Origin of the sequence: Corynebacterium sp. c3Ub_189, assembly GCF_039907195.1 — a bacterium.
Classification (GTDB): Bacteria; Actinomycetota; Actinomycetes; order Mycobacteriales; family Mycobacteriaceae; genus Corynebacterium.
Window position 1 is genome coordinate 68,996 of sequence record NZ_JASBOF010000007.1, and the last position, 18,963, is coordinate 87,958.

The 18,963-nt window shown below is 60.4% G+C and carries 25 protein-coding genes; 10 read left to right on the forward strand and 15 right to left on the reverse strand.

Annotation, left to right across the window (positions count from 1 at the left end; all coding sequences use genetic code 11):
• Positions 1-13 precede the first annotated feature (13 nt).
• Both QKD99_RS05055 and QKD99_RS05060 read right to left on the reverse strand, forming a co-directional pair.
• On the reverse strand, positions 14-715 hold the full coding sequence (locus QKD99_RS05055; RefSeq protein ID WP_347950884.1) for a zf-HC2 domain-containing protein: 702 nt from the start codon (positions 713-715) through the stop codon (positions 14-16).
• Entirely contained in the window at positions 702-1,115 is a 414-nt protein-coding gene (locus tag QKD99_RS05060) for a DoxX family protein (protein WP_049379053.1), read from the reverse strand. The genes QKD99_RS05055 and QKD99_RS05060 overlap by 14 nt, the downstream gene beginning before the upstream one ends.
• Positions 1,116-1,272: 157 nt before the next feature.
• Between QKD99_RS05060 and QKD99_RS05065 the strand changes: the two genes are divergently transcribed.
• Complete coding sequence (locus tag QKD99_RS05065; protein ID WP_239277777.1) at positions 1,273-1,989, forward strand: DNA-3-methyladenine glycosylase I; 717 nt, start codon at positions 1,273-1,275, stop codon at positions 1,987-1,989.
• Positions 1,990-2,003: 14 nt separating this feature from the next.
• Here the strand turns inward: QKD99_RS05065 and glpR are convergent, their stop codons facing one another.
• From glpR to QKD99_RS05085, 4 genes are all read right to left on the reverse strand, one after another.
• The gene (gene glpR, locus QKD99_RS05070; protein WP_347950885.1) at positions 2,004-3,401 is read right to left on the reverse strand and encodes a gephyrin-like molybdotransferase receptor GlpR; all 1,398 of its coding nucleotides are present in this window, start codon (positions 3,399-3,401) and stop codon (positions 2,004-2,006) included.
• A gap of 143 nt (positions 3,402-3,544) precedes the next feature.
• Positions 3,545-4,255 (reverse strand): GNAT family protein, encoded by a 711-nt coding sequence (locus QKD99_RS05075; RefSeq protein WP_347950886.1) that lies wholly within the window; start codon positions 4,253-4,255, stop codon positions 3,545-3,547.
• The gene (gene glp, locus QKD99_RS05080; RefSeq protein WP_005329134.1) at positions 4,255-5,565 is read right to left on the reverse strand and encodes a gephyrin-like molybdotransferase Glp; all 1,311 of its coding nucleotides are present in this window, start codon (positions 5,563-5,565) and stop codon (positions 4,255-4,257) included. The genes QKD99_RS05075 and glp overlap by 1 nt, the downstream gene beginning before the upstream one ends.
• A gap of 55 nt (positions 5,566-5,620) precedes the next feature.
• A complete protein-coding gene (locus QKD99_RS05085) occupies positions 5,621-6,547 on the reverse strand; it encodes a UTP--glucose-1-phosphate uridylyltransferase (protein ID WP_239279244.1) in 927 nt (308 codons plus the stop codon).
• Positions 6,548-6,614: 67 nt separating this feature from the next.
• Here QKD99_RS05085 and QKD99_RS05090 point away from each other — a divergent pair, with 67 nt between their 5' ends.
• The 3 genes from QKD99_RS05090 to mscL all read left to right on the forward strand — a co-directional run bounded on the left by QKD99_RS05090 (position 6,615) and on the right by mscL (position 8,543).
• Positions 6,615-7,190, forward strand: a complete 576-nt coding sequence (locus QKD99_RS05090; protein WP_347950887.1) for a 5-formyltetrahydrofolate cyclo-ligase — start codon at positions 6,615-6,617, stop codon at positions 7,188-7,190.
• A 63-nt stretch (positions 7,191-7,253) separates the two neighbouring features.
• Complete coding sequence (locus tag QKD99_RS05095) at positions 7,254-7,940, forward strand: SAF domain-containing protein (protein WP_347950902.1); 687 nt, start codon at positions 7,254-7,256, stop codon at positions 7,938-7,940.
• A 111-nt stretch (positions 7,941-8,051) separates the two neighbouring features.
• On the forward strand, positions 8,052-8,543 hold the full coding sequence (gene mscL / locus QKD99_RS05100) for a large conductance mechanosensitive channel protein MscL (RefSeq protein WP_347950903.1): 492 nt from the start codon (positions 8,052-8,054) through the stop codon (positions 8,541-8,543).
• 110 nt (positions 8,544-8,653) lie between these two features.
• Here mscL and QKD99_RS05105 read toward each other — a convergent pair whose 3' ends face one another.
• The 7 genes from QKD99_RS05105 to QKD99_RS05135 all read right to left on the reverse strand — a co-directional run bounded on the left by QKD99_RS05105 (position 8,654) and on the right by QKD99_RS05135 (position 14,037).
• A complete protein-coding gene (locus QKD99_RS05105) occupies positions 8,654-8,872 on the reverse strand; it encodes a hypothetical protein (RefSeq protein ID WP_284814566.1) in 219 nt (72 codons plus the stop codon).
• A 16-nt stretch (positions 8,873-8,888) separates the two neighbouring features.
• Positions 8,889-9,497, reverse strand: a complete 609-nt coding sequence (locus QKD99_RS05110; protein WP_297552871.1) for a MogA/MoaB family molybdenum cofactor biosynthesis protein — start codon at positions 9,495-9,497, stop codon at positions 8,889-8,891.
• An 85-nt stretch (positions 9,498-9,582) separates the two neighbouring features.
• The gene (locus QKD99_RS05115; protein ID WP_284844127.1) at positions 9,583-11,049 is read right to left on the reverse strand and encodes a trypsin-like peptidase domain-containing protein; all 1,467 of its coding nucleotides are present in this window, start codon (positions 11,047-11,049) and stop codon (positions 9,583-9,585) included.
• 109 nt (positions 11,050-11,158) lie between these two features.
• Positions 11,159-12,718: a HAMP domain-containing sensor histidine kinase gene (locus QKD99_RS05120; protein WP_347950888.1), complete on the reverse strand. Its 1,560-nt coding sequence runs from the start codon at positions 12,716-12,718 to the stop codon at positions 11,159-11,161.
• Positions 12,715-13,413: a response regulator transcription factor gene (locus QKD99_RS05125; protein ID WP_284766849.1), complete on the reverse strand. Its 699-nt coding sequence runs from the start codon at positions 13,411-13,413 to the stop codon at positions 12,715-12,717. The genes QKD99_RS05120 and QKD99_RS05125 overlap by 4 nt, the downstream gene beginning before the upstream one ends.
• Before the next feature lie 165 nt (positions 13,414-13,578).
• Positions 13,579-13,752 carry a 50S ribosomal protein L32 gene (gene rpmF / locus QKD99_RS05130; RefSeq protein WP_239279236.1) on the reverse strand — a complete coding sequence of 58 codons (174 nt, stop codon included), beginning with the start codon at positions 13,750-13,752 and terminating at the stop codon, positions 13,579-13,581.
• A 15-nt stretch (positions 13,753-13,767) separates the two neighbouring features.
• Complete coding sequence (locus QKD99_RS05135) at positions 13,768-14,037, reverse strand: type B 50S ribosomal protein L31 (protein ID WP_005323793.1); 270 nt, start codon at positions 14,035-14,037, stop codon at positions 13,768-13,770.
• A 473-nt stretch (positions 14,038-14,510) separates the two neighbouring features.
• Here QKD99_RS05135 and rpmB point away from each other — a divergent pair, with 473 nt between their 5' ends.
• The 6 genes from rpmB to QKD99_RS05165 all read left to right on the forward strand — a co-directional run bounded on the left by rpmB (position 14,511) and on the right by QKD99_RS05165 (position 17,332).
• The gene (gene rpmB / locus QKD99_RS05140; protein ID WP_005279911.1) at positions 14,511-14,747 is read left to right on the forward strand and encodes a 50S ribosomal protein L28; all 237 of its coding nucleotides are present in this window, start codon (positions 14,511-14,513) and stop codon (positions 14,745-14,747) included.
• Between the two features lie 2 nt (positions 14,748-14,749).
• Positions 14,750-14,914, forward strand: coding sequence for a 50S ribosomal protein L33 (gene rpmG, locus QKD99_RS05145; RefSeq protein WP_005279910.1), 165 nt, complete (start codon positions 14,750-14,752; stop codon positions 14,912-14,914).
• A gap of 3 nt (positions 14,915-14,917) precedes the next feature.
• The gene (gene rpsN / locus QKD99_RS05150) at positions 14,918-15,223 is read left to right on the forward strand and encodes a 30S ribosomal protein S14 (protein WP_005279906.1); all 306 of its coding nucleotides are present in this window, start codon (positions 14,918-14,920) and stop codon (positions 15,221-15,223) included.
• Positions 15,224-15,238: 15 nt separating this feature from the next.
• A complete protein-coding gene (rpsR, locus tag QKD99_RS05155; protein WP_005279904.1) occupies positions 15,239-15,493 on the forward strand; it encodes a 30S ribosomal protein S18 in 255 nt (84 codons plus the stop codon).
• Positions 15,494-15,733: 240 nt separating this feature from the next.
• Entirely contained in the window at positions 15,734-16,513 is a 780-nt protein-coding gene (locus QKD99_RS05160; protein ID WP_347950889.1) for a putative nucleotidyltransferase substrate binding domain-containing protein, read from the forward strand.
• A gap of 102 nt (positions 16,514-16,615) precedes the next feature.
• A complete protein-coding gene (locus QKD99_RS05165) occupies positions 16,616-17,332 on the forward strand; it encodes a TetR/AcrR family transcriptional regulator (protein WP_204609795.1) in 717 nt (238 codons plus the stop codon).
• A gap of 16 nt (positions 17,333-17,348) precedes the next feature.
• On the opposite strand, the gene QKD99_RS05170 is transcribed toward QKD99_RS05165, so the two are convergent.
• Together QKD99_RS05170 and QKD99_RS05175 are read right to left on the reverse strand one after the other, a co-directional pair.
• Complete coding sequence (locus QKD99_RS05170; protein ID WP_347950890.1) at positions 17,349-17,981, reverse strand: hypothetical protein; 633 nt, start codon at positions 17,979-17,981, stop codon at positions 17,349-17,351.
• 24 nt (positions 17,982-18,005) lie between these two features.
• Positions 18,006-18,953: a hypothetical protein gene (locus QKD99_RS05175; protein WP_347950891.1), complete on the reverse strand. Its 948-nt coding sequence runs from the start codon at positions 18,951-18,953 to the stop codon at positions 18,006-18,008.
• Between the last annotated feature and the right edge of the window lie 10 nt (positions 18,954-18,963).

An 18,963-nucleotide genomic window follows, 5' to 3' on the forward strand; every position in this document is an offset into this window, starting at 1 on the left:
GCCAGAGCGGAGTTTATTGCGGCTGCGCGTTGAGGGACTTCCACCACGCGCGCACCAGGTAGCCCTTTTCCGCCGCCCAGGCCCACGCCAGGCTAAGAGTCGCAAGCGCAGTGGCGATAAGGAAATACACCTGCTCAATGGTTACGGTACCCAGCGCTATATCGCGCATGCCAAAGCCGAAGAGGAAGGCAAACATCGTGGCCGATACCGGAAGCAGTCCGGTGACCGCCGCGGGGCGCCAGGCGCTGAAGAAAAGACCACAGGCCATGCCAAAGCGCACTGCCGCGCCCTCCATCAGCAGGTTGGCTCGCTCCGGATCCGCAGTGGGATCTAGAACTCTTCCTTCCGCACCCAACGGTACGAGCCCGGAGGCGTGCACGATGAGCACCACTGCCCAGATTGCAAAGATGGCCCCCATAAGAACCATGGCGGCGCGCGCGACCGTCAGGTTAGCTTGGCGCGCGCTCGAGGTACGTCGCCATTCCGGCTCCACGCCGGCCAAGATGACATCAGAAAGATCCGTGGGCGGAGCCAAGCCGGATTCCACGGGCTCCACAAAGCTCAATGAACGCGATAGCGCGGCCGCCTTATCGCGGAAAGCGCGGCATTCGGCGCAGCTTTCCAGGTGAGTATCAATAACGTCCTGGGGCAGATCGGAGTGCTCTCCATCCATGTGCGCGGAGATTGCCGCCTGAACCTGGCTATGCGTCAACATTGCTGAGCACCCCATCCATGCTGGCTCTACCGGAGCCAAAAATTACGATCATCAGCAGGGATAACAGCAATACCAGTGGGTATTCGATTCCGCCGTCGGCAGCAAAAAGCCCATGGCCCAGGTGCACGAAATACAGGGCACACCCCATAAGCAATGCGAGTGCCCCGGCGACAAAGGTGGTGAGCAGACCAACGACGAGGAATGCACCGCCGGCCATCTCTCCTATGGCGGCGATATAGCCGGAAAGCTGTGGCTGTGGCACCCCTAGGGCGGAAAATTGCCCCACGGTTTCATCCATGCCGGTCATAAACATCTTGTCCACGCCGTGTGCGATAAAGATTAATCCGAGGACCGCTCGAAAAATAAGCAGTGCGGCATCGCGTACGGCAGGTCTATTCATGCTGAACAGATTACCCTGAACCCCTCGCCCGATGCGAAGGCAATGGACTACACCTATACTCCTGGGAAATTCGCCCTTTGGCGGGGGGAAGGAAAAGACCACGGCCGCGCGGGCTGTTTCAATGGGAACCACGCACAAAAGATAAAAGGAGAACACCATGAGCGAACCAACTACGCAGTCCGAAGAGCGCACCACCTTGGTCTATGACGATGATGGCCTGGGCCGCCCGCCTTGGGCGATGTCCTCGCCAATGCTGAAGGAGTATTACGACACCGAATGGGGCCTGCCCATTTTCGATGAAGCTGGACTCTACGAGCGCTTGAGCCTCGAGTCTTTCCAGTCCGGCCTGTCCTGGGCTGTGGTGCTCAAGAAGCGCGAGGCGTTTCGCGCGGCCTTTTGTAACTTCGATCCGGACAAGGTCGCCCAATTCGGCGAGGCAGACGTGGAGCGTTTGCTTGGCGACGCCTCCATTATCCGCAACGAAACCAAAATCCGCGCCGCGATTAATAACGCCAAGGCGACCATCGCTCTGCGCGAGGAAGGCGGGCTGGCAGAGTTCATTTGGGCCTACCAACCTCCGGAGAACCTCTACCCCACAGTGATGGAAGATATTCCGAAAAAGAGCTACGAGTCCAAGCTCATGTCCCGCGAGCTTAAGAAGAAGGGCTTTCGCTTCGTTGGACCGGTTACCTGTTTCGCCCTCATGGAGGCCATCGGCATGATTGACACGCACCTTATCGGCTCCCATCGCCGCGGTACCTCCGGGGTGTGGCTGGAGAGCGGCGTGCCGAATTATGGCCTAGCGCAGGAATACAACGCGCTCGCGAACTCGCAGACAACGAGCGCTGACGAGCTTCACGGCGCTGCTAGCTAGTCCGCTACGCGCGCTTATCCAGCGCGGCGGGCCGCTAGGTCATCGCGACGGCCATAACCATCGGGCCCGGCGTGCGGGCCGTCAAAGTCGCCGTCCTCACCATCGCTATAGCTCAGCGGAAGGTGCACGAAGTCCGGGCTTTCATCGTCGATTTCCACAACCACGGCGCCTGGGCGGCGCAGATTGCGCGGAATCTTCAGCTCTTCATCCTCGGTGTTGCGCACGCCCAAGCGGGCGCGGCGCAGGTGGCGCACGCGGCGGCGCATTAGTGCCTGTTCCTGGCGTACCTGGGAGCGAAGGGCGATCAAGTAGGCCACGGTGAGCACGCCGGCGACGGCAGCCAACCACCAAGTCCAGCCACCGACTACAATGCCGAGGGCTACCGTGAGCACCACGGCCACGGCAAGCCCCAGCAGGGTGCGCTGACGGCGCTGGTAGCGCGTCGCCGACTTTTCCTTTTCCGCTACCGGGTCCCAGCCACCGCGACCCAAACGACGCTGGGCGAACTCGACCTCGTCCTCGGACAGGTCGGTATCCATGCCGGCGTCGTCTGCTTCGGCGGTCTCAGCGAGTTCTTCAGCTCCCTCGGTATCCACCGTTTCTGCAGATGCAGGCTCGGCATCATCCGCGCTGGCAGAATTTGCGCAGTCGTCTTCACTGTCCTCGGCCTTGTCTACGGCACCCGGATACATGAGGTCTACCGGCGAGGTATAGGTTTCGTCATAGGCATAAGCATCGCTCGCCACGCTAGAGACAGCTGGGGCGCTAAAGACCTCAGCCTCGGCGGCGGCAACATCGGAGGCTTTGTCCTTAGTGGACTCGTCCGCGGTGTCGTCCTCGTCCTCCAGGAGCACGTCATCGACATCGTCCGCCTCTGCGGTGCTGGCTTCCTTGTCCGCATCAGCCTGCTGGGAGACAGGAACCGCAGCTGCCTGTGGCTCGACTGCAGTCTCGTCTTCTTCTGCAATCGCTTCTTCCACCAATTCACCATCGATGGTTTCTGCCTGTTGCGTCGATTCTTCACCAGCGGTGGAGGCGGATGCTGCAGTAAACGCACGGCTACCGCTACCGAAGGGCTGGGACTTGGCCCGGCGTGCGGCACCGGCAATAGTTACGGAGCGCGACGAGGACTTGGTGGCCTTACTATCGGATTCACTGTCGGCAGCGTCTGCGGCCTCGACGACTTCGTAGTCCGCCTCGGCCTCATCGTCACGACGGTGGACGTCGCCGGCGCGCAGGCGCGGACGACGCCGGCCGGCGACCTTGCCGGAATCTCCTTCAAAGAGGACCCGGGTATCTTCAAAGGCCTCACCGGTATGGCTCATTGGGCGATTATTCCTACCCAATAGCCACGGTGCGAGCACGAAGAGCCACACCACGATGATCGCGATAATCGGCACAGCTGTCGACACGAAAAGGACCTTCCCCTTGAATACAGATGATTACTCCACCTTAAACGGTGAAACCGCACCGTAGCACCCCAAATTCGCACAAATTACAATGTTGTGACTTATGTGAAAATTGAGGTGGAAATCCCAGCGCTTGGGAAGCTATTTCACGCCAGTCGTCCAGCTTGACGCAGGCGCTCCACCGCCGTAGAGGCAAAGTCTTCTTTCACCAACGCCACGTAGTGGTGGTCCTGCCACGCGCCGTCGATATGCAAATTGCGCCGCAAATACCCTTCATGCCGGAATCCGTTGGCGGCCAAGACGCGACCCGAGGCCGGGTTGTGCTCCAGATAGGTAGCGGTCACGCGGTGCAAACCCACCCGCCCAAAGGCGTGGTCCACCCCCAAGGCGGTGGCGGCCGTAGCCACCCCGGCGCCGTGAACCGCGGAATAGACCCAGTAGCCAATCCAGCAATCGCGAATGCTTCCATGCTGAATATTTCCCAGGGTTACCTGCCCTGCGAATTTCCCCTCCACCTCAATGACGAGCGGGACCACCAGCGCCTCACGCGCGGCGGTGCGCAGGTACATCAGGTGATTCCACCACGCCTGCTGGCTATGCGCCTCCGCCCACGGTGCGGCTTGGGTCGGCTCAACCGGGCGGAGGAAACTTTCATCGTCGATGCGCTGACGCCGCCACTCATGGCCGTCGGAACGCAGCAGGGGGCGCAAGCGCATCCGCGCCCCCGAGGGAAAGACAGACGAGGAGGGAAGCTGGACAATAGGAGTAGATTCCGGCCACCCCGGATGCATGTCATCGGTGGGGCCGGTAGCAGGATGGCGGAACCTATCCGCCGCGTTGCCGAAAGGATCGAGCATTAGCTGCGCTGGGTCAAAAACAACACATCAACCACATCGCCTGGGCGGATTTCCGTGACCTCTTCCGGCACGCGAATCATGGCGTTAGCCTCTGAAAGGCCGGCCAAGAGGTGTGCCGGGGCCCCTGCGGCACCGCCGAGGCCTTCCACCAAGTAGTCCGCGGTTTCGGCATCGCGCATCAGACGAGCACGGATGAAGCCGCGCCGGCCAGGACGAGAATCGATGTGGTTTAACGCGCGGGCACGCACCACGCGACGGTGCGCATTGCGCTTGCCCAGCGCCAAGCGGATGAGCGGGCGGATATACACCTCAAAGACCACAAGCGCGGACACCGGATTGGACGGCAGCAAGAAGGTAGGAATGCGCTCCTCGCCCACCAGTCCAAAGCCCTGAACGGAGCCGGGATGCATGGCCACGCGGGAGGTATCGACATCACCAAGGTCGTCGAGGATCTCGCGGATAGCCTCGGCACCAGCGCCACCCACTGCGCCGGAGATTACCAGCACCTCGCTGCGGGCAATGTGCTTTTCCAACGCTTCGCGGATGCGGCGCGGCTCGCCCTCGGCAATGCCTACGCGGTGCACCTCTGCCCCGGCTTCACGGGCCGCGGCAGCTAAGGAATAAGAGTTCACGTCAAAAACCTGACCCAGTGCCGGTTCTTGATCCAAGTCAACCAACTCGCGGCCAAAGGAAATGATGGTAATACGCGGCCGCGGATACACCAGCACCTTTGAGCGGCCCACCGCGGCTAGAAGGCCAATCTGGGCAGGCCCCAAGACGGTGCCGGAAGATACGGCGACATCGCCAGGCTGAATATCGTCGCCCACTCGGCGCACAAAGTCACCAGAACGCACCGGGCGGTGGGCGGTAACGCGCTTGCGGCCGCGGTCAGTCCACTCGAGGGGAAGGACGGCGTCGGCAAGCGTGGGCAAAGGCGCACCCGTATATACGCGCACCGCTTGCTTAGGTTGCAGGCGCAGCGGCTGCTTGGAGCCGGCCGGAACCTCGCCCACCACGGGCAAGGAACGCTCTACCTCCGGCTGCGGGGAATCCGCATCCTCTTCACCCTCTGCGGACTGTTCTTCCTGGTCCTTGTGGCGGCGCACCCGCAGGCCCCGCTCGCCTCCAATATCCACGGCGCGCACCGCGTAACCATCGATCGCCGCCTGCGGGAAGCCTGGCAGGGGCTGGTTAGCCTGTACCTGCTCGGCGCACATCAAACCCAGCGCGTTGGAAATACCGATGCGCACCGGCTCCGGCGTCGTCGCCGCATCCGTTACCAGCGCCAACTGGTCATCAACTGAACGCATAAGGTCTATGCCCGCCCTTTCTTCGCTTCCATGTCCTTGGCCACCGGGAAAAGCCCTAGGCTAGGCCGTGCTCGTCCTCATACTCGGCCATGATTTGCTTAATCGCTTTATACAGCGTGGGACCATACTTTTCATCGCGCAGGCCAAAGTCCACGTTGGCGGGGATATAGCCGCCGGGATTGCCCAAATCATGGCGCTTTCCTTGGTGGACTACCACGTGGACTGGCTCGCCTTCCTCAATGAGGAGCTCGATGGCGTCAGTAAGCTGCAGCTCGCCGCCCTTGCCCGGCTTAATGCGGCGCAGGGCATCAAAGATCTTGCGGTCCAAAAGGTAGCGGCCGGTGGCCACGAGGTTAGAAGGAGCATCCTCTACTGCCGGCTTTTCCACCATGCCCACGACCTTCTTCACGCCAGGGGCATCGGTATCCTCCACGTCGAAGACGCCGTAGTTGTAGGTCTGCTCGCGCGGGACCTCGAAGGCGCACAGCACGCTGCCGCCCAATGCCGCGCGCACACGCGCCATATCCGCCATGACGGTGGCGGGCAAGACAATGTCATCAGGGAGCATGACGGCGAAGGAATCCTCGTCTTCCTCAAGCACCTCTTCGGCAAGGCCCACCGCGTGGCCCAATCCCAGCGGCTTTTCCTGCTCCACCGCAACGGGGTGAATGATCTGGTTGGCGCGCTTGACCTTGGCCACCTGTTCGTCCTTGCCGCGAGATTCGAGGGTCTCTACCAGCTCGGGGAAAGCCTCGAAGTGGCGCATGACCTCTTGCTTATCGGGCGCGGTAATCACCGCAAGGCGGCGCGCGCCGACAGACGCTGCCTCCTCTGCAATGAGTTCGATGCCGGGAGTATCAACAACGGGCAGCAGTTCCTTTGGAACCGTCTTGGTGGCGGGCAAAAATCGGGTGCCCATACCTGCCGCTGGAACTACAACCGTGGTGATTCCGCGGGCGGAATCTTCGCGTTCTATAGCCATGCACAATAGCGTACAACGCCACATTATTTTCCCGTGCACCGCTACGCCGTGGGGTTATGATTTATTTATGACCTCTTCCATCACCGCCAAAAACGAGCTGCGCGCCCGCTTGGTCCAGGCCCGCCGCCAACTTTCCTCCGAGGACCACGATGCTTTTACCGCCGCCGTGCGCAAGCATCTCGAATCCGAGCTCACCGAGTCCATGACCGTGGCCGCCTACTGGCCCTTGGGCTCTGAGCCCGGTGGTGCGGACTTTGTGCCGTGGCTCAAGGAGCATGTCTCCCGCGTCCTCCTGCCAATCTCCGGCGAAAATGGCACGTTGACTTTCGCCGAATACCGCGGCAAGGAAACAATGCACACCAGCCCATTGGGTTTGAATGAGCCTCAGGGCCCAAGTTTTGATAGCAGCGTGCTGGCCGAGTGCGATCTGGTGCTTGCCCCCGCCATGGCAGTAGACGCCAAGGGCAACCGCATGGGCAAGGGCGGCGGCTACTATGACCGCGCGCTGGAGCCACTTCCCCACGGCAAGCCGCCGGTTTTCGCCATGGTCTATCCCTCCGAATTCCTAGACGAGCTGCCTACCGAGGACCATGACCGCAAGGTTGATGCCGCCGTCACCGCCGAGGGCATTACCCGCTTCTAGTTTTAAGGGCGCGGGAACCATGCGCGGTTTCGGGCAGTCTAAAAGAGTATGCCCACTTCGCGTATGCCCCGCCTCGTTTCCACCCTTCGTACCCCTGGCCACCGCCGCGGCGTTGTAGTGCGCCGCGCCATTGCGGTGGCCCTTCTTATTGCCGCACTGGCTTCGGCTCTTTCGGCGGCCAAGGAGTTACCGCGCGTGCCCGTCTTTAGCCGCGATCTGCCGGCAGGGGCGGAGCTGGCGCTTGCCGACGTCGACCTAGCCCGCCTTCCTGCCTCCTCCATCCCCGATTCGGCGGTAGCTGTAGAGCCAGAAGAGCTGAGCGGCCGGGTCATTACCGCGGCAGCCGGCAAGGGCGAAGTGATTACCGATGCTCGCCTTTTGGGAGAAGACCTCGTCTCCAGCTTGGTTAGCGGCTCCGACGCCGCGGCTGCACGGATGATCCCGGTGAAGCTCGCCGAGCCAGATATCATCCCCCACCTACACCATGGCGATACCGTGGACGTGGTAACCGCCGTCGACGCCGCATCCTCCCCGGCCGAAGAGGGGTCGGCTCCCGCAACGCCCACCGCGCGCGTTATCGCCACCGGCGGGCGCGTGGTGTCGACCTCTAGTTCCGAGGGCGAGGCCTCTTCCTCTACTGTTTTGCTCGCGCTGCCCCATGACCACGCCAATGATGTAGCCGCGGCGTCGCTAAGCCAACCACTCACGGTGGTCATTGTTGGTGACCGCGCTCACCCGCAACAACGCTAGACCATTTCAGCCACAACAGTTGTGGTTGGTTAACAGCTGCACTAAAGTTTCGCCATGTCCATGGTTTCTAACTACCCTTAGTTATTCCCAGAAAGGTTCGTGCATATCACTATGCTCAAGGGTTTCAAAGACTTTATTATGCGTGGCAACGTCATCGAACTTGCCACCGCGGTCATCATCGGCTCCGCCTTCACCGCAATCGTCACCGCCGTTACTGACTCGATCATCCAGCCGATCATCAATTCCCTTGGCTCTGCTGAGGTGGACGGATTGGGCTTCCAAATCACCGACAACAAGAACACCTTCGTGGACTTCGGCGCAGTAATCACTGCAGCGATTAACTTCCTCATCATCGCCGCCGTGGTCTACTTCCTCATCGTCATGCCGCTCAACAAGCTCACCGAAGCTGCGAAGCGCCGCCACGGTGTAGACCCTGAGGCCCCTGCCCCAACTACCGAGGAACTGCTCGCGGAAATCCGCGACCTGCTCGAGGCCCAAAACGTCTCCGATAAGGACATCCCGGGTACCGGCATTGACGGTTCCGCCCACGGTGCTACCGACGCCGATAACGGTTCCACCGACGGCGGCCGTCACCAGGCCTAGTTCCCTTCGCTGCATATACAGCGCAGAGCCCGCGGTTTCACTTCTTCGGAAGCGAAACCGCGGGCTTTTAGGTACCTGTGTGACTGCAGACCTGCATCCTGTTTTAGGCACTAGCCGCCGTAGTGTGGGGGCTGGTTTTCTCGGTAGAATTGCTCATCACGCTGACCGGACTCCCCCTCTGCCGCCACCGAATCCGCGTCATCGACAGTAACGATTCTCTCTTCATCAACACCGTGGGAAGCGGGTGCGCCGGGCTTATCAGCACTACGGTCATAGCCGGCAGCATCCGATTGGCGGAATACCCGCCGGCGGTTTCTCCGCGACGTCATAGAAAATACCCTGCAGTTACTGGACACTAGACTGCTGCAGCTGGTCAATGAGGTGGTGAACCAGAGGCGCCAAGGTAGCCATGCCGTCGCGGATGGCAGCGCGCGACGAGGCAAGGTTGACCACGACGGTAGAACCCGAAACCCCCGATAGACCGCGGGACGTACAGGCATCCACCGCGCCACAGGCTTGGCCAGAAGAACGCAGCGCCTGTGCCACACCCGGAACCATCTTGTCGATGACGGACCGCGTAGCCTCCGGAGTCTTATCGCGTGGACCGACACCGGTGCCGCCCACGGTGAGGACCACGTCCACGCCACCGACCACGGCGGTCTCAATGGCCTGACGGATCTTGGATTTCTTGGAACGCACCACGATGGCGCCATCAACGCGGAAATTGGCCTCCGCGAGCAACTCACTTACCAGCTGAGAAGTGCTATCGGATTGCTCACCAGGATGATCAGTGACAATAACGATGAGCCCGCGGCGCGGGGCGGCAAGGCTATCCTCCTGCTCGCTCGCCAACAGGAAGGCATCATCGGGTTCGGCAACATCCATCAAGGAATCGCGCTTATTCGCGCCGTCAGGCTGCGCGGAGTCGGTCACATCGTGCTGCGAATCTGGCATTTTTCTCCTTAAGTTAAGGCAATACAGCCTTGTGGCGGGGTGAGGTACGGCGCATTCAGCACCTAATGAGGTCTTGCACAGTAATTTACTCGCCCGAGAGGGTTACCTCTACCTGACGAGATTCATCCGAGTCTTCGCGGGTAACTTCCAAGGTCACCGTCGCGCCAAAATCTTGGGATCGCGCCGCCGCGATGAGCGCATCAGCGTTTTCAATCAGGCGGTCGTTGACGCGGGTGACAATGTCGCCATCCTTCAAGCCCGCCTTATCTGCTGGACCGCCCGGCTCTACCTCGGCGATGCGGGCACCATTGCCGTCGTCGCGCGCTAGCACCTTCACTCCAAGGGTTGGGTGGGAAACTTTGCCGTCATTGATGAGCTCATCTGCCATGCGCTTGGCAAAGTTGGATGGAATTGCAAAGCCCAAGCCAATGGAGCCGCCCTCGCCGGAGGAGTTATTAGACAGCGAAGCAATCATGGAGTTCATGCCCACGATATTGCCGTCTCGATCCACCAACGGGCCGCCGGAGTTGCCAGGGTTAACTGCAGCATCGGTCTGAATGGCGTCAATCAATGAGGACTCGCCACCCTCCTGGGATGCGCGCACGGGACGGTTCTTTGCCGATACGATGCCGGAGGTCACGGTAGCGTTCAGGCCCAAAGGAGAACCCACGGCCACCACCTCTTGACCCACGGCAACGGAATCGGAGTCGCCGAACTGCAAGAAGGGCAAGTCCTTGACGTCCTTGATTTTCACGATGGCCACGTCCGTATTCGCATCCGAGGCCACCACGTCAGCTTCATGCTTGCTGCCGTCATTCATGGTCACCTGCATCATGCCACCCTGCTCAGCACCGGCAACCACGTGGTGGTTGGTCAGTACATAACCATCTGGGGAGATGACAGAACCGGAGCCTTCAGCCCCACCAGTTCGAGTCATCGTCTGGATAGAAACCACCGCCGGCAAAACCTTAGAGGCAACTTCTTCAACGGAACCCTGCTCCGGTTCCTTACCGGTGCTATTGTTGGCCGGCTCAGCCTTGAGGGCTTCATTGACTACAGAGGTATCGTTATTGCCTCCCCCGGAACTCATGCCGACCACAGCACCGGCAATCGAGCCTGCGGCGATGGCGGCAACGGCCGCCAGAGCGGTGGCGGCGCCCAAGCCAATTTTCTTCTTTTGCTCCGGCTGCGGAGGCAGCGGAGTGACCATCGGGCCTTCCTGCCACTGACCGCTAAAGCTTTGTGTTTGTGGGGCATCCGGATAGGGCCCCAGCGAACCTAGCGTTCGCGGGTCAGTGCCTTCAGCACCGCCGCGCGGTTGGTTCCAGCCTTGCGAATAGGAGCCGGTCTCTTGTGCCTGCGCGCCAGCGCCGCTGTGAAGACCAAATCCGTCACTGTAGGGGCCAGCGTTGCCAGCCACGGCATCTTGCTGGTTGGTTTCTCCAAAGTTCGGACCACCCTGAACCGGCTCGGCCCTACCCGGACCTTCCTGGGACGCTCCCTCCGGGGAGTTTCCATCAAAGCCGCGGTAATCGTCATTCCTCATGTTCATGAGAAAACTATGCCTCACTTCGCTTGGTCAAGACTGATACTGATCTGCCAACCTACTAGGAATTCCTGAAAGGTTGCTGTATTACCTCACCAGTATAAACGCTTATACGCTAGCCCTGATTGAACCAGCGCTGCGCAAAGATTTCACCGCGGTCGCTCGGGTCTTCCTTACCACCCGACAGCCCCTCATGCGGATCTGCCAAACCGTCCACGAAAACCTCACCCGACACAGGCTTGCCCGGCAAGATGACTTCCATGCGGGTACCACCATCATTAGACTCGCGGATCTTGATGGTGCCATCGTGACGTTCAATCACCGATTTCACAATGGCCAGGCCCAAGCCTGAGCCCGGCATGGAGCGCGCTTCTGCCGAACGGTAGAAGCGCTCAAAGACCTTCTCCCTCTCCTCCGGTGCAATGCCAGGCCCGGAGTCATCAAAGCGCAGGCGCACCTCGTGGGTGGATAGCTGCTCCATAGACACGCGCACCGTGCCAGTAGCCGGCGACCACTTAGCCGCATTATCCATAAGATTAAGCGTGGCACGGCCCAATGCGAAGGGGTCGCCGTCCAGCTCCCACGGGATAAAGCGCACCAAGAACTCCACATCGGGACGGCGGCGGCGCGCACGCTCCAGCGAAGCCATCATGACTTCACAAAGGTCCACCGGCTCCGGTTCGCGCTCATTGCCGTCCTCGCGCGCCAAATCAACGAGGTCTCCAATCAAGGTGGAGAGCTCATTCATCTGGGACATGACGTCATCTTCGAGGTCCTTGCGGTCCTCATCGCTCATACCAAAGCCACCACCGGCGCGGTTGAGCATCATCAAAAGCTCAATATTGGTACGCATAGAGGTCAGCGGGGTCTTCAGCTCGTGTCCGGCATCGGCTACGAATTGAGACTGCTGCGAACGGGATTCCTGCAGTGCCTCCAGCATCTGGTTAAAGGAGGTGGTCAACTGCGCCATCTCGTCGTTATTAGAGACCTCAATAGGACGCAGGTCGTTGGTCTGCGTCACGTAATCCACCGCTCGCTTCAACCGGGCGATGGGTTGCATACCGGTTTTGGACACGATGAGGCCTGCAAAAATGGCGAGCAAGATGCCAAGGCCAACGATAATCAGAAGCACCGTGCCCAAGATGGCTATGAGCCCTTGCGTAGGAGCGAGAGACTGAGCGACGACCACGGTAGAACCGAGATCATGGCGCTTGGCCAACACCCGCTCGCCACCGACGGTACGCACGGAAGTTTCCGTGTAATCCTCCGTCCGGTGGAAGTCCCCGCCCACAGGAATGGTGTCGCCGTAGGAAAAGCTCATGGAGGGCGGCGATAGGGCTACGCGGGTGCCGGGGTTATAGGACTTAAAGTCCTCGATTTCCTGATCCACGTTATCCATGAACCGCGGGTCTTGGCTTTGCCGCAACAAGACATCGGCCTTGGCCTCCAAGCGGTCATCGACTGAGGCAGTAAGGGACATAGAAACAACCCAATACGTTGCCAACGTCATCAAGGCAACGGCTACGGCCACCACAAGGCCAGTAACAGTAGCAAGGCGCCACCGCAGTGGCGTCCGTGAAGCCCAACTCCCCTGACGATCAGAGAACTCGGTAAGAGGGGTGGACTGTACTTTACCGGAAGCCACCGCAGGGGAAGCGGGCTTCCTTAAAATCACGGATTAGACTCCCTCAAAACATAGCCCACGCCACGGACCGTGTGGATGAGGCGAGCATCGCCCTCGCCCTCGGTCTTCTTACGCAGGTAGCCGATATAGACCTCGAGAGCATTGCCGGAGGTAGGGAAATCGTAGCCCCATACTTCTTCCAAGATCTTGCTGCGGGAGAGAACCTTGCGGGGATTTTCCATCAGCAGCTGCAGCAACGCAAACTCGGTACGAGTCAAGGAAATTGCACGGCCACCGCGGCTGACTTCGCGAGTATCAGCGTCGAGTTCAAGGTCCTCGAAGCTCAGCTTGCTTTCCACTGGGGCTTCAGCTGCGATGGAATCTGCGGAGGCGCGGCGCACCAAGGAGCGCACACGGGCCAAGAGCTCCTCCAATGCGAACGGCTTTGGCAGGTAGTCATCAGCGCCGGCATCAAGGCCAGCCACTCGGTCCGAAACACCATCGCGCGCAGTTAGAACGAGGATCGGACGGTCCCAACCCTCACTGCGCAGGCTGCGGCACACCTCGAGGCCATCCATGTTGGGCATCATGACGTCCAGAATCAGCAATTCGGGATTCTCAGCACGCACCGTCTCCACGGCCTCCAAGCCGTCGTTAGCGGTCAGCACTTCGTAGCCGTTAAAGCGTAAGGAACGGCGTAGCGATTCGCGGACGGCTTGTTCATCATCCACCACAAGGATTTTCATAGGCCTAATTATTACTTATGGCAGTCAACTTCATGAAGTTTAGGGAAATATTTACCCCCACAGTCCCCCAAATACGGCTAAAACATGCTTATAGAACGCTTCTAAAGCTAAAAATCCCCGCCCAGCCCTCTAATCGAGAGCGGACGGGGAGATTAAAGAGCGAGCTTAGAACTGCTCTACGTCAACCAGGCCCAGCTTGGCAGCCTTAACCAGGCGGCGCGGGATACGGACGGTCTGGCCGTCGATGGTGACGTCCTGGAGGGCTACATTGTCAGCCTTCCACTGGGAACGGCGTGCGTGGGTGTTCGCACGGGACTTCTTAAACTTAGGAGTTGCCATTTTCTACTCTCCTCCTTACGCGTTCTTCTTCTTGCGGCGTGCCATGCCACCGAAGCGCTGGTTGAAGCGCTCGACGCGGCCGGCGGTATCCATAACGCGCTGTGCACCAGTCCAGAACGGGTGGGACTCAGCGGTAACGTCAACGACGATCAGTGGGTACTCGTTGCCGTCTTCCCACTCAACGGTGCGGTCGGAGGAAGCGGTGGACTTGGTCAAAAAGGAGTGACCGGTACCAGCATCACGGAAGACTACCGGGTGGTAATCTGGGTGAATATCTTTCTTCATATATATTCCCTCAGGGTTGGACTACGGGTCGGTTCCACACCCTTAGCGTGGATCGTGCCCGAGTTGGGACGTACAAATTTCACTCTGTTAACCGCGCGCCGCGCGGCACGGGTCAACAACCTGAATTATCCTACAGTCAACTAACCCATATGCGAAATCCCCAACCAGCGGCAACCACTCATTTCACTCCCGTTTCTTGCACCACGCTTAACGGTGCCCCACAGGCAAACACCACCCCAGCACGGCAAACGGCCCACCTGTCACAGCAAGATAGCGATTAGGTAATTCGCGTCCGAGGCTGTAAGATTTTCCCTTGCTGTTGTCAAAATATACGTTTTACGCCCCGTCTACTGGTGTTTGACGATGGCGCCGCACCCGCTCACACCTCACTTTTGAGCACTGCCACCCTCACACGGCAGTCGGCGCTTCATTGTCTATAGCCATGATGTGGGCGGCTAGGAGAAAGAAGACCCATGTCGGCTATTTGCCAGGTAACGGGCCGCAAGCCGGAATTCGGCAAGCAGGTCTCGCACTCGCACCGCCGCACTTCGCGCCGTTGGAACCCCAACGTGCAGCGTCGTCGCTACTACCTGCCCTCTGAGGGCCGTACCATCACCCTGAATGTTTCCACGAAGGGCATGAAGATCATCGACCGCGATGGCATCGAGTCCGTTGTGGCTAAGATTCGCGCACGTGGGGAGAAGATTTAAGTATGGCACGTAACGATATCCGCCCAATCATCAAGCTTAAGTCCACTGCGGGCACCGGTTACACCTACGTGACCCGTAAGAACAAGCGCAACAACCCGGATCGCATCACCTTGAAGAAGTTCGATCCGATTGCCCGCAAGCACGTCGAATTCCGCGAGGAGCGATAATCAATGGCTAAGAAGTCCAAGATCGCTAAGAACGAGCAGCGCAAGGAAATCGTCGCCCGCTACGCGGAGCGTCGCGCTGAGCTCAAGAAGATCATCAAGAACCCGAACACCCCGGATGAGGAGCGCCTGGAGGCTCAGTTCGAGCTGAACCGCCAGCCTCGTGACGCTTCCCCAGCCCGCGTACGTAACCGTGACGCTGCCGATGGCCGCCCACGCGGTTACCTCCGCAAGTTCGGCCTGTCCCGTGTCCGTATGCGCGGCATGGCTCACCGTGGTGAGCTGCCGGGCGTTCGTAAGTCCAGCTGGTAAAGGGGTAATTGCACAATGGCTAATAAGCGCAATAACCAAAAGAAGTTCCGTATGGAGCAGAGCCGTCGCCCAAAGAAGAACCCTTTGAAGGCCGAGGGCATCGAGAAGGTGGACTACAAGGACACCAAGACTCTGCGTCTGTTCATCTCGGATCGTCACAAGATCCGTTCCCGTCGCGTCACCGGTCTGACCCCGCAGCAGCAGCGTCAGGTTGCTACCGCCGTCAAGAACGCACGCGAAATGGCTCTCCTGCCGTTCACCACCCGCTAAACAGTAGCTGGGTATCAACAGCGCACTTTTGCCGCTGGCAAGTGTGACACGGTAAAAGAACCATAAGCTTTCGCCGCCTCCCTCCTCGAGGGCAGGCGGCGAAAGTCGTTTTATCCCTCCCATCCCTTCCCTGCGGCCTACATGCCCGGCTTACCAGGCTGAGGTGTTAGATTGAAAACATTCGTGTACCCCGCAGCCGGCGGGGTACACTGGCCCCGCACTAGTGAAAGGCAGTGAGCAATGGCCCTGCACAAATCCCTACTCGATCTCTCCGAGCTCGCCCCGCACTGCCAGTCTCGCGCTACGGCCCGCGGACTGCTCGCAGAGGCCCAAGATATCTTGCGCAACGCGGTCGCCCACCAGGACAATGAGATTGAATTGGCCCACTGGTATTCCCGGCTGATTACGGATATTGTTCGCTCCCCGGGGGTCAACTCCCCGGTCCGTCTTAGCGGCGCTGCCGCCCGTGGCGACCAGTTGCCCTCCATGCCCGTGGTGTGGATGGGTGAAGATGCCGATCTGCAAGAGGTCTTCGCTGATGTCGGTCTCCAGGCTCACGTAGCCGCCGATTCCATCGCCGCGCGAGTCGACGCCGGCCTGCCCCTTGGAAACGGCGGAGAACAAGCGCTACTGGAAGAAGCCTTGGGCCAGCGCCCTCCTGCCCTAAAGATGGTCGATGGCCTGCCGGACCGCGATACAGCGGTGGATATTAAAGTCACACTGCTCTCCCCCATCGCGGCAATCGCACGCTGGGCGGCGCCGGGGCCGCGCCCCACGGTGGATCGCTTAGCGATCGGCGTGGAACGCGATCTGCTTAGCGCCGCTGATGCAGAGGCTTTGGACCTAGCGTGGCGCACTGGCTATGCGTTAGAGTTGCGCCGTTGGTACGAGGGCGTTAGTGATCACTCGGCAACATTGCGCGATCTCCCGCCGTTGGACCGCACTGCTTATGGCTCCGCGTGCCGCATTGTCTCGGCGGCGTTTGAGTCTATTGCCCGTCGGACGAAAGAATATAAATAGTCTCTACGGTGCGGATTCGGAAGCAGTACCTAGTCGGGCATAAGATTGTACAGTTGATTATTAGAAGTGATTTCTCTTTTGCGAAAGGAGGCGTCCCACCGCATGGCAGGCAATGTCGGTAGGCCGCGTAAACACAGCCCGCGGCGCAGGGGCAATAGCGCCCGAGAGGAGATCCTGGACGCCTCCTCCGAGCTTTTCACTACTCAGGGTTTTGCTACCACGTCCACGCACCAGATCGCAGACGCGGTGGGCATCCGTCAGGCGTCGCTGTACTACCACTTCCCGTCCAAGACGGAGATTTTCCTGACGCTGCTCAATTCCACCATCGAGCCCTCCTTGGAATTGGCCGATGAGTTGGCGGGTACCGACGCGGCCCCAGCACAGCGCCTGTGGTCTTTGGTCGCCGCGGAATCGCGTCTGCTGCTCACCAGTGGCTGGAACGTGGGCCGCCTGTATCAGCTGCCGGTGGCCAATTCCTCGGAGTTCTCCGAGTATCACGAGTCGCGCGACCGCCTGCAGAATCATTTCCGCTCCACTGCCGCCGCCATTGTGGGCGAGGATGACCCCCGCGTGGAGCTACCCTTCCACATCGCGCTGTCCGTTATTGAAATGCGCCCCAATAACGGCACCCCTCCGTTCGACGCTTCCCAGTCGGTTCCGGAGACTGCCGCCATGCTTGCCGACGCCGCCTTGGCCGTCCTCGGCGCCTCCGTCCCCGACAATGCCGAGGAAACTACCCTCGAGCTGCTGAAGAATCGCAACGACTCCATCTCTGCGGCCGCCGCCGCTGCGGCCGACCGCAAGAAGAAGTCGCGCTAGCCCCTCGTTTTCCGAGTTAGCGCTGCCACGACTCCGTGAACTCGCCCGTGGCGGCCAATCCACCGCCCTCGCGCACGCTCACTGCGCTCGGGGTCACCACGATGATCGACGGATCCGCATTGACGTAGTAGTTGTTGCCGTCTTGGGTAACGTCGCTCGTCTGGAACTGGCCATCAAACATCGACGAGCGATAGATCTTGTCGCCACCTCCGGTCTCGCAAATGATAACCCTGCCGTCGGGACCAGCCCCAGCGAACAAGGCACGCTCAAAGCGCTGACAGTTGGCGTAGCCACCATCGAGCCATCCGTACTCATTGAAGTCAGAAATGTAGTTTCCTACACCAGTCTTCTGACCCCCACCGGTGGACGACGGGGCCTCCTGCTTTTCCGTCTGCGTGACCGTGACCACCGGAGGCTCCTCCGGGGCTTCCTCTTGCTTGGTTACAGTCTCTTGCGCGGCCGTGGTTTCCTCGGCGTTTTCCTCTTCCTTGTCGGAGTTATTGACCGTGGTCATTCCGCTGCCCTTCCCTTTGAAGCTCGGGGCAGCGTCGTCCGTGGAGTCACTGCAACCGCTCAGCGCGAGGCTGGCGGCCACGAGCGGGACGAAGCCTGCGGCAATGAGCGAGCGGAGGCTTAAGCGAGAAGTCATGAGTTTTCCTTTCTACTGACAGGCTTAGCAGGCAGGGCTGGACCACTGGGTATCGGCCTGCGCTAGGGCTTCGGCCATGGAGGTAAGCACCGTTTGGGTTGAGGCGTACTGGCCATCAGGGGATGAGGCAATCAGTGCCACGGCGACGTCGTGCCCGCCCAGTTGCACGATGCCCATCTGCCGCACATCGTAGGAACCGGCCGGGCTCGGTCCCCAGCCGCCTTTCATCAAGGCGCCCGGCAGGGTGCGCAGGCCGTAGCCTTGGGCGGGATCGGCGACACCCATGGCGTCGATAATCGGCTGCGCTCCTTCAACGCAGCGCAACCCGGCCATAAACTTTGCTTGGTTGCCCACGCTCCACATGGTTTGGCCAAAGGCCGTAAATTCCGGGCGGGTGACCTGGGATTGGACTTGGGTGGCGGTATCTCCCGCCTCCGCGATGACGCTTTGTGCGGCCTGCGCGGCGGCGGTGCCCTCCCCTAGCCCCGCCCACGCGGCTTTGGCGGCCTCGTTATCGGAGTAGGTAATCGCGGAAGACACCAACTGGTTATCGGCAGCACCCGTGCGATTCGCCGCGATGAGCACCGGCACCTTGGAGGTTGACCACGCGGCTTCGGGAGCGGTGCGCCCCGCTTCAATGGTGGTGGTGCCATCGGAGACCGCGATGCCCACATCGCCGTGTTCGGCCACGATGCGGTCAAGCACGGCTTGGACGTCACCAGAAGGGGCCGCGGCCGATGACTCCGAGGAAGAGGCAGGCGCAGTCGAGGCAGCTGGTGCCGCGGATGAGGCCGCGGGCGCTGCGGTCGTGGTCTCTTTTCCGTAGAGGGGATCCGCCGTGCCACGGGCCTCGGTATTGACAAAGGTAGGGGAATTATTCGCCGCGTCCTCGTCGCCGCAAGCGCTGAGGGTGAGCGCGCAGGCGATAAGGGCAGCTGCCGGGCCCCAGGCCCGGCGGATAGGGAATGTCATGGCGTCTAGC

What these genes read in the sequence shown, in the direction of transcription:
- rpmB (WP_005279911.1), top strand. Translation starts at nt 14,511, where the DNA reads ATGTCGGCTATTTGCCAGGTAACGGGCCGCAAGCCGGAATTCGGCAAG.
- QKD99_RS05090 (WP_347950887.1), top strand. Translation starts at nt 6,615, where the DNA reads ATGACCTCTTCCATCACCGCCAAAAACGAGCTGCGCGCCCGCTTGGTC.
- rpmF (WP_239279236.1), bottom strand. Translation starts at nt 13,752, where the DNA reads ATGGCAACTCCTAAGTTTAAGAAGTCCCGTGCGAACACCCACGCACGC.
- QKD99_RS05125 (WP_284766849.1), bottom strand. Translation starts at nt 13,413, where the DNA reads ATGAAAATCCTTGTGGTGGATGATGAACAAGCCGTCCGCGAATCGCTA.
- rpsN (WP_005279906.1), top strand. Translation starts at nt 14,918, where the DNA reads ATGGCTAAGAAGTCCAAGATCGCTAAGAACGAGCAGCGCAAGGAAATC.
- QKD99_RS05135 (WP_005323793.1), bottom strand. Translation starts at nt 14,037, where the DNA reads ATGAAGAAAGATATTCACCCAGATTACCACCCGGTAGTCTTCCGTGAT.
- QKD99_RS05065 (WP_239277777.1), top strand. Translation starts at nt 1,273, where the DNA reads ATGAGCGAACCAACTACGCAGTCCGAAGAGCGCACCACCTTGGTCTAT.
- QKD99_RS05105 (WP_284814566.1), bottom strand. Translation starts at nt 8,872, where the DNA reads ATGACGTCGCGGAGAAACCGCCGGCGGGTATTCCGCCAATCGGATGCT.
- QKD99_RS05085 (WP_239279244.1), bottom strand. Translation starts at nt 6,547, where the DNA reads ATGGCTATAGAACGCGAAGATTCCGCCCGCGGAATCACCACGGTTGTA.
- QKD99_RS05075 (WP_347950886.1), bottom strand. Translation starts at nt 4,255, where the DNA reads ATGCTCGATCCTTTCGGCAACGCGGCGGATAGGTTCCGCCATCCTGCT.
- QKD99_RS05170 (WP_347950890.1), bottom strand. Translation starts at nt 17,981, where the DNA reads ATGACTTCTCGCTTAAGCCTCCGCTCGCTCATTGCCGCAGGCTTCGTC.
- mscL (WP_347950903.1), top strand. Translation starts at nt 8,052, where the DNA reads ATGCTCAAGGGTTTCAAAGACTTTATTATGCGTGGCAACGTCATCGAA.
- QKD99_RS05165 (WP_204609795.1), top strand. Translation starts at nt 16,616, where the DNA reads ATGGCAGGCAATGTCGGTAGGCCGCGTAAACACAGCCCGCGGCGCAGG.
- rpmG (WP_005279910.1), top strand. Translation starts at nt 14,750, where the DNA reads ATGGCACGTAACGATATCCGCCCAATCATCAAGCTTAAGTCCACTGCG.
- rpsR (WP_005279904.1), top strand. Translation starts at nt 15,239, where the DNA reads ATGGCTAATAAGCGCAATAACCAAAAGAAGTTCCGTATGGAGCAGAGC.
- glp (WP_005329134.1), bottom strand. Translation starts at nt 5,565, where the DNA reads ATGCGTTCAGTTGATGACCAGTTGGCGCTGGTAACGGATGCGGCGACG.
- QKD99_RS05175 (WP_347950891.1), bottom strand. Translation starts at nt 18,953, where the DNA reads ATGACATTCCCTATCCGCCGGGCCTGGGGCCCGGCAGCTGCCCTTATC.
- QKD99_RS05160 (WP_347950889.1), top strand. Translation starts at nt 15,734, where the DNA reads ATGGCCCTGCACAAATCCCTACTCGATCTCTCCGAGCTCGCCCCGCAC.
- QKD99_RS05055 (WP_347950884.1), bottom strand. Translation starts at nt 715, where the DNA reads ATGTTGACGCATAGCCAGGTTCAGGCGGCAATCTCCGCGCACATGGAT.
- QKD99_RS05095 (WP_347950902.1), top strand. Translation starts at nt 7,254, where the DNA reads ATGCCCCGCCTCGTTTCCACCCTTCGTACCCCTGGCCACCGCCGCGGC.
- QKD99_RS05110 (WP_297552871.1), bottom strand. Translation starts at nt 9,497, where the DNA reads ATGCCAGATTCGCAGCACGATGTGACCGACTCCGCGCAGCCTGACGGC.
- QKD99_RS05115 (WP_284844127.1), bottom strand. Translation starts at nt 11,049, where the DNA reads ATGAACATGAGGAATGACGATTACCGCGGCTTTGATGGAAACTCCCCG.
- QKD99_RS05060 (WP_049379053.1), bottom strand. Translation starts at nt 1,115, where the DNA reads ATGAATAGACCTGCCGTACGCGATGCCGCACTGCTTATTTTTCGAGCG.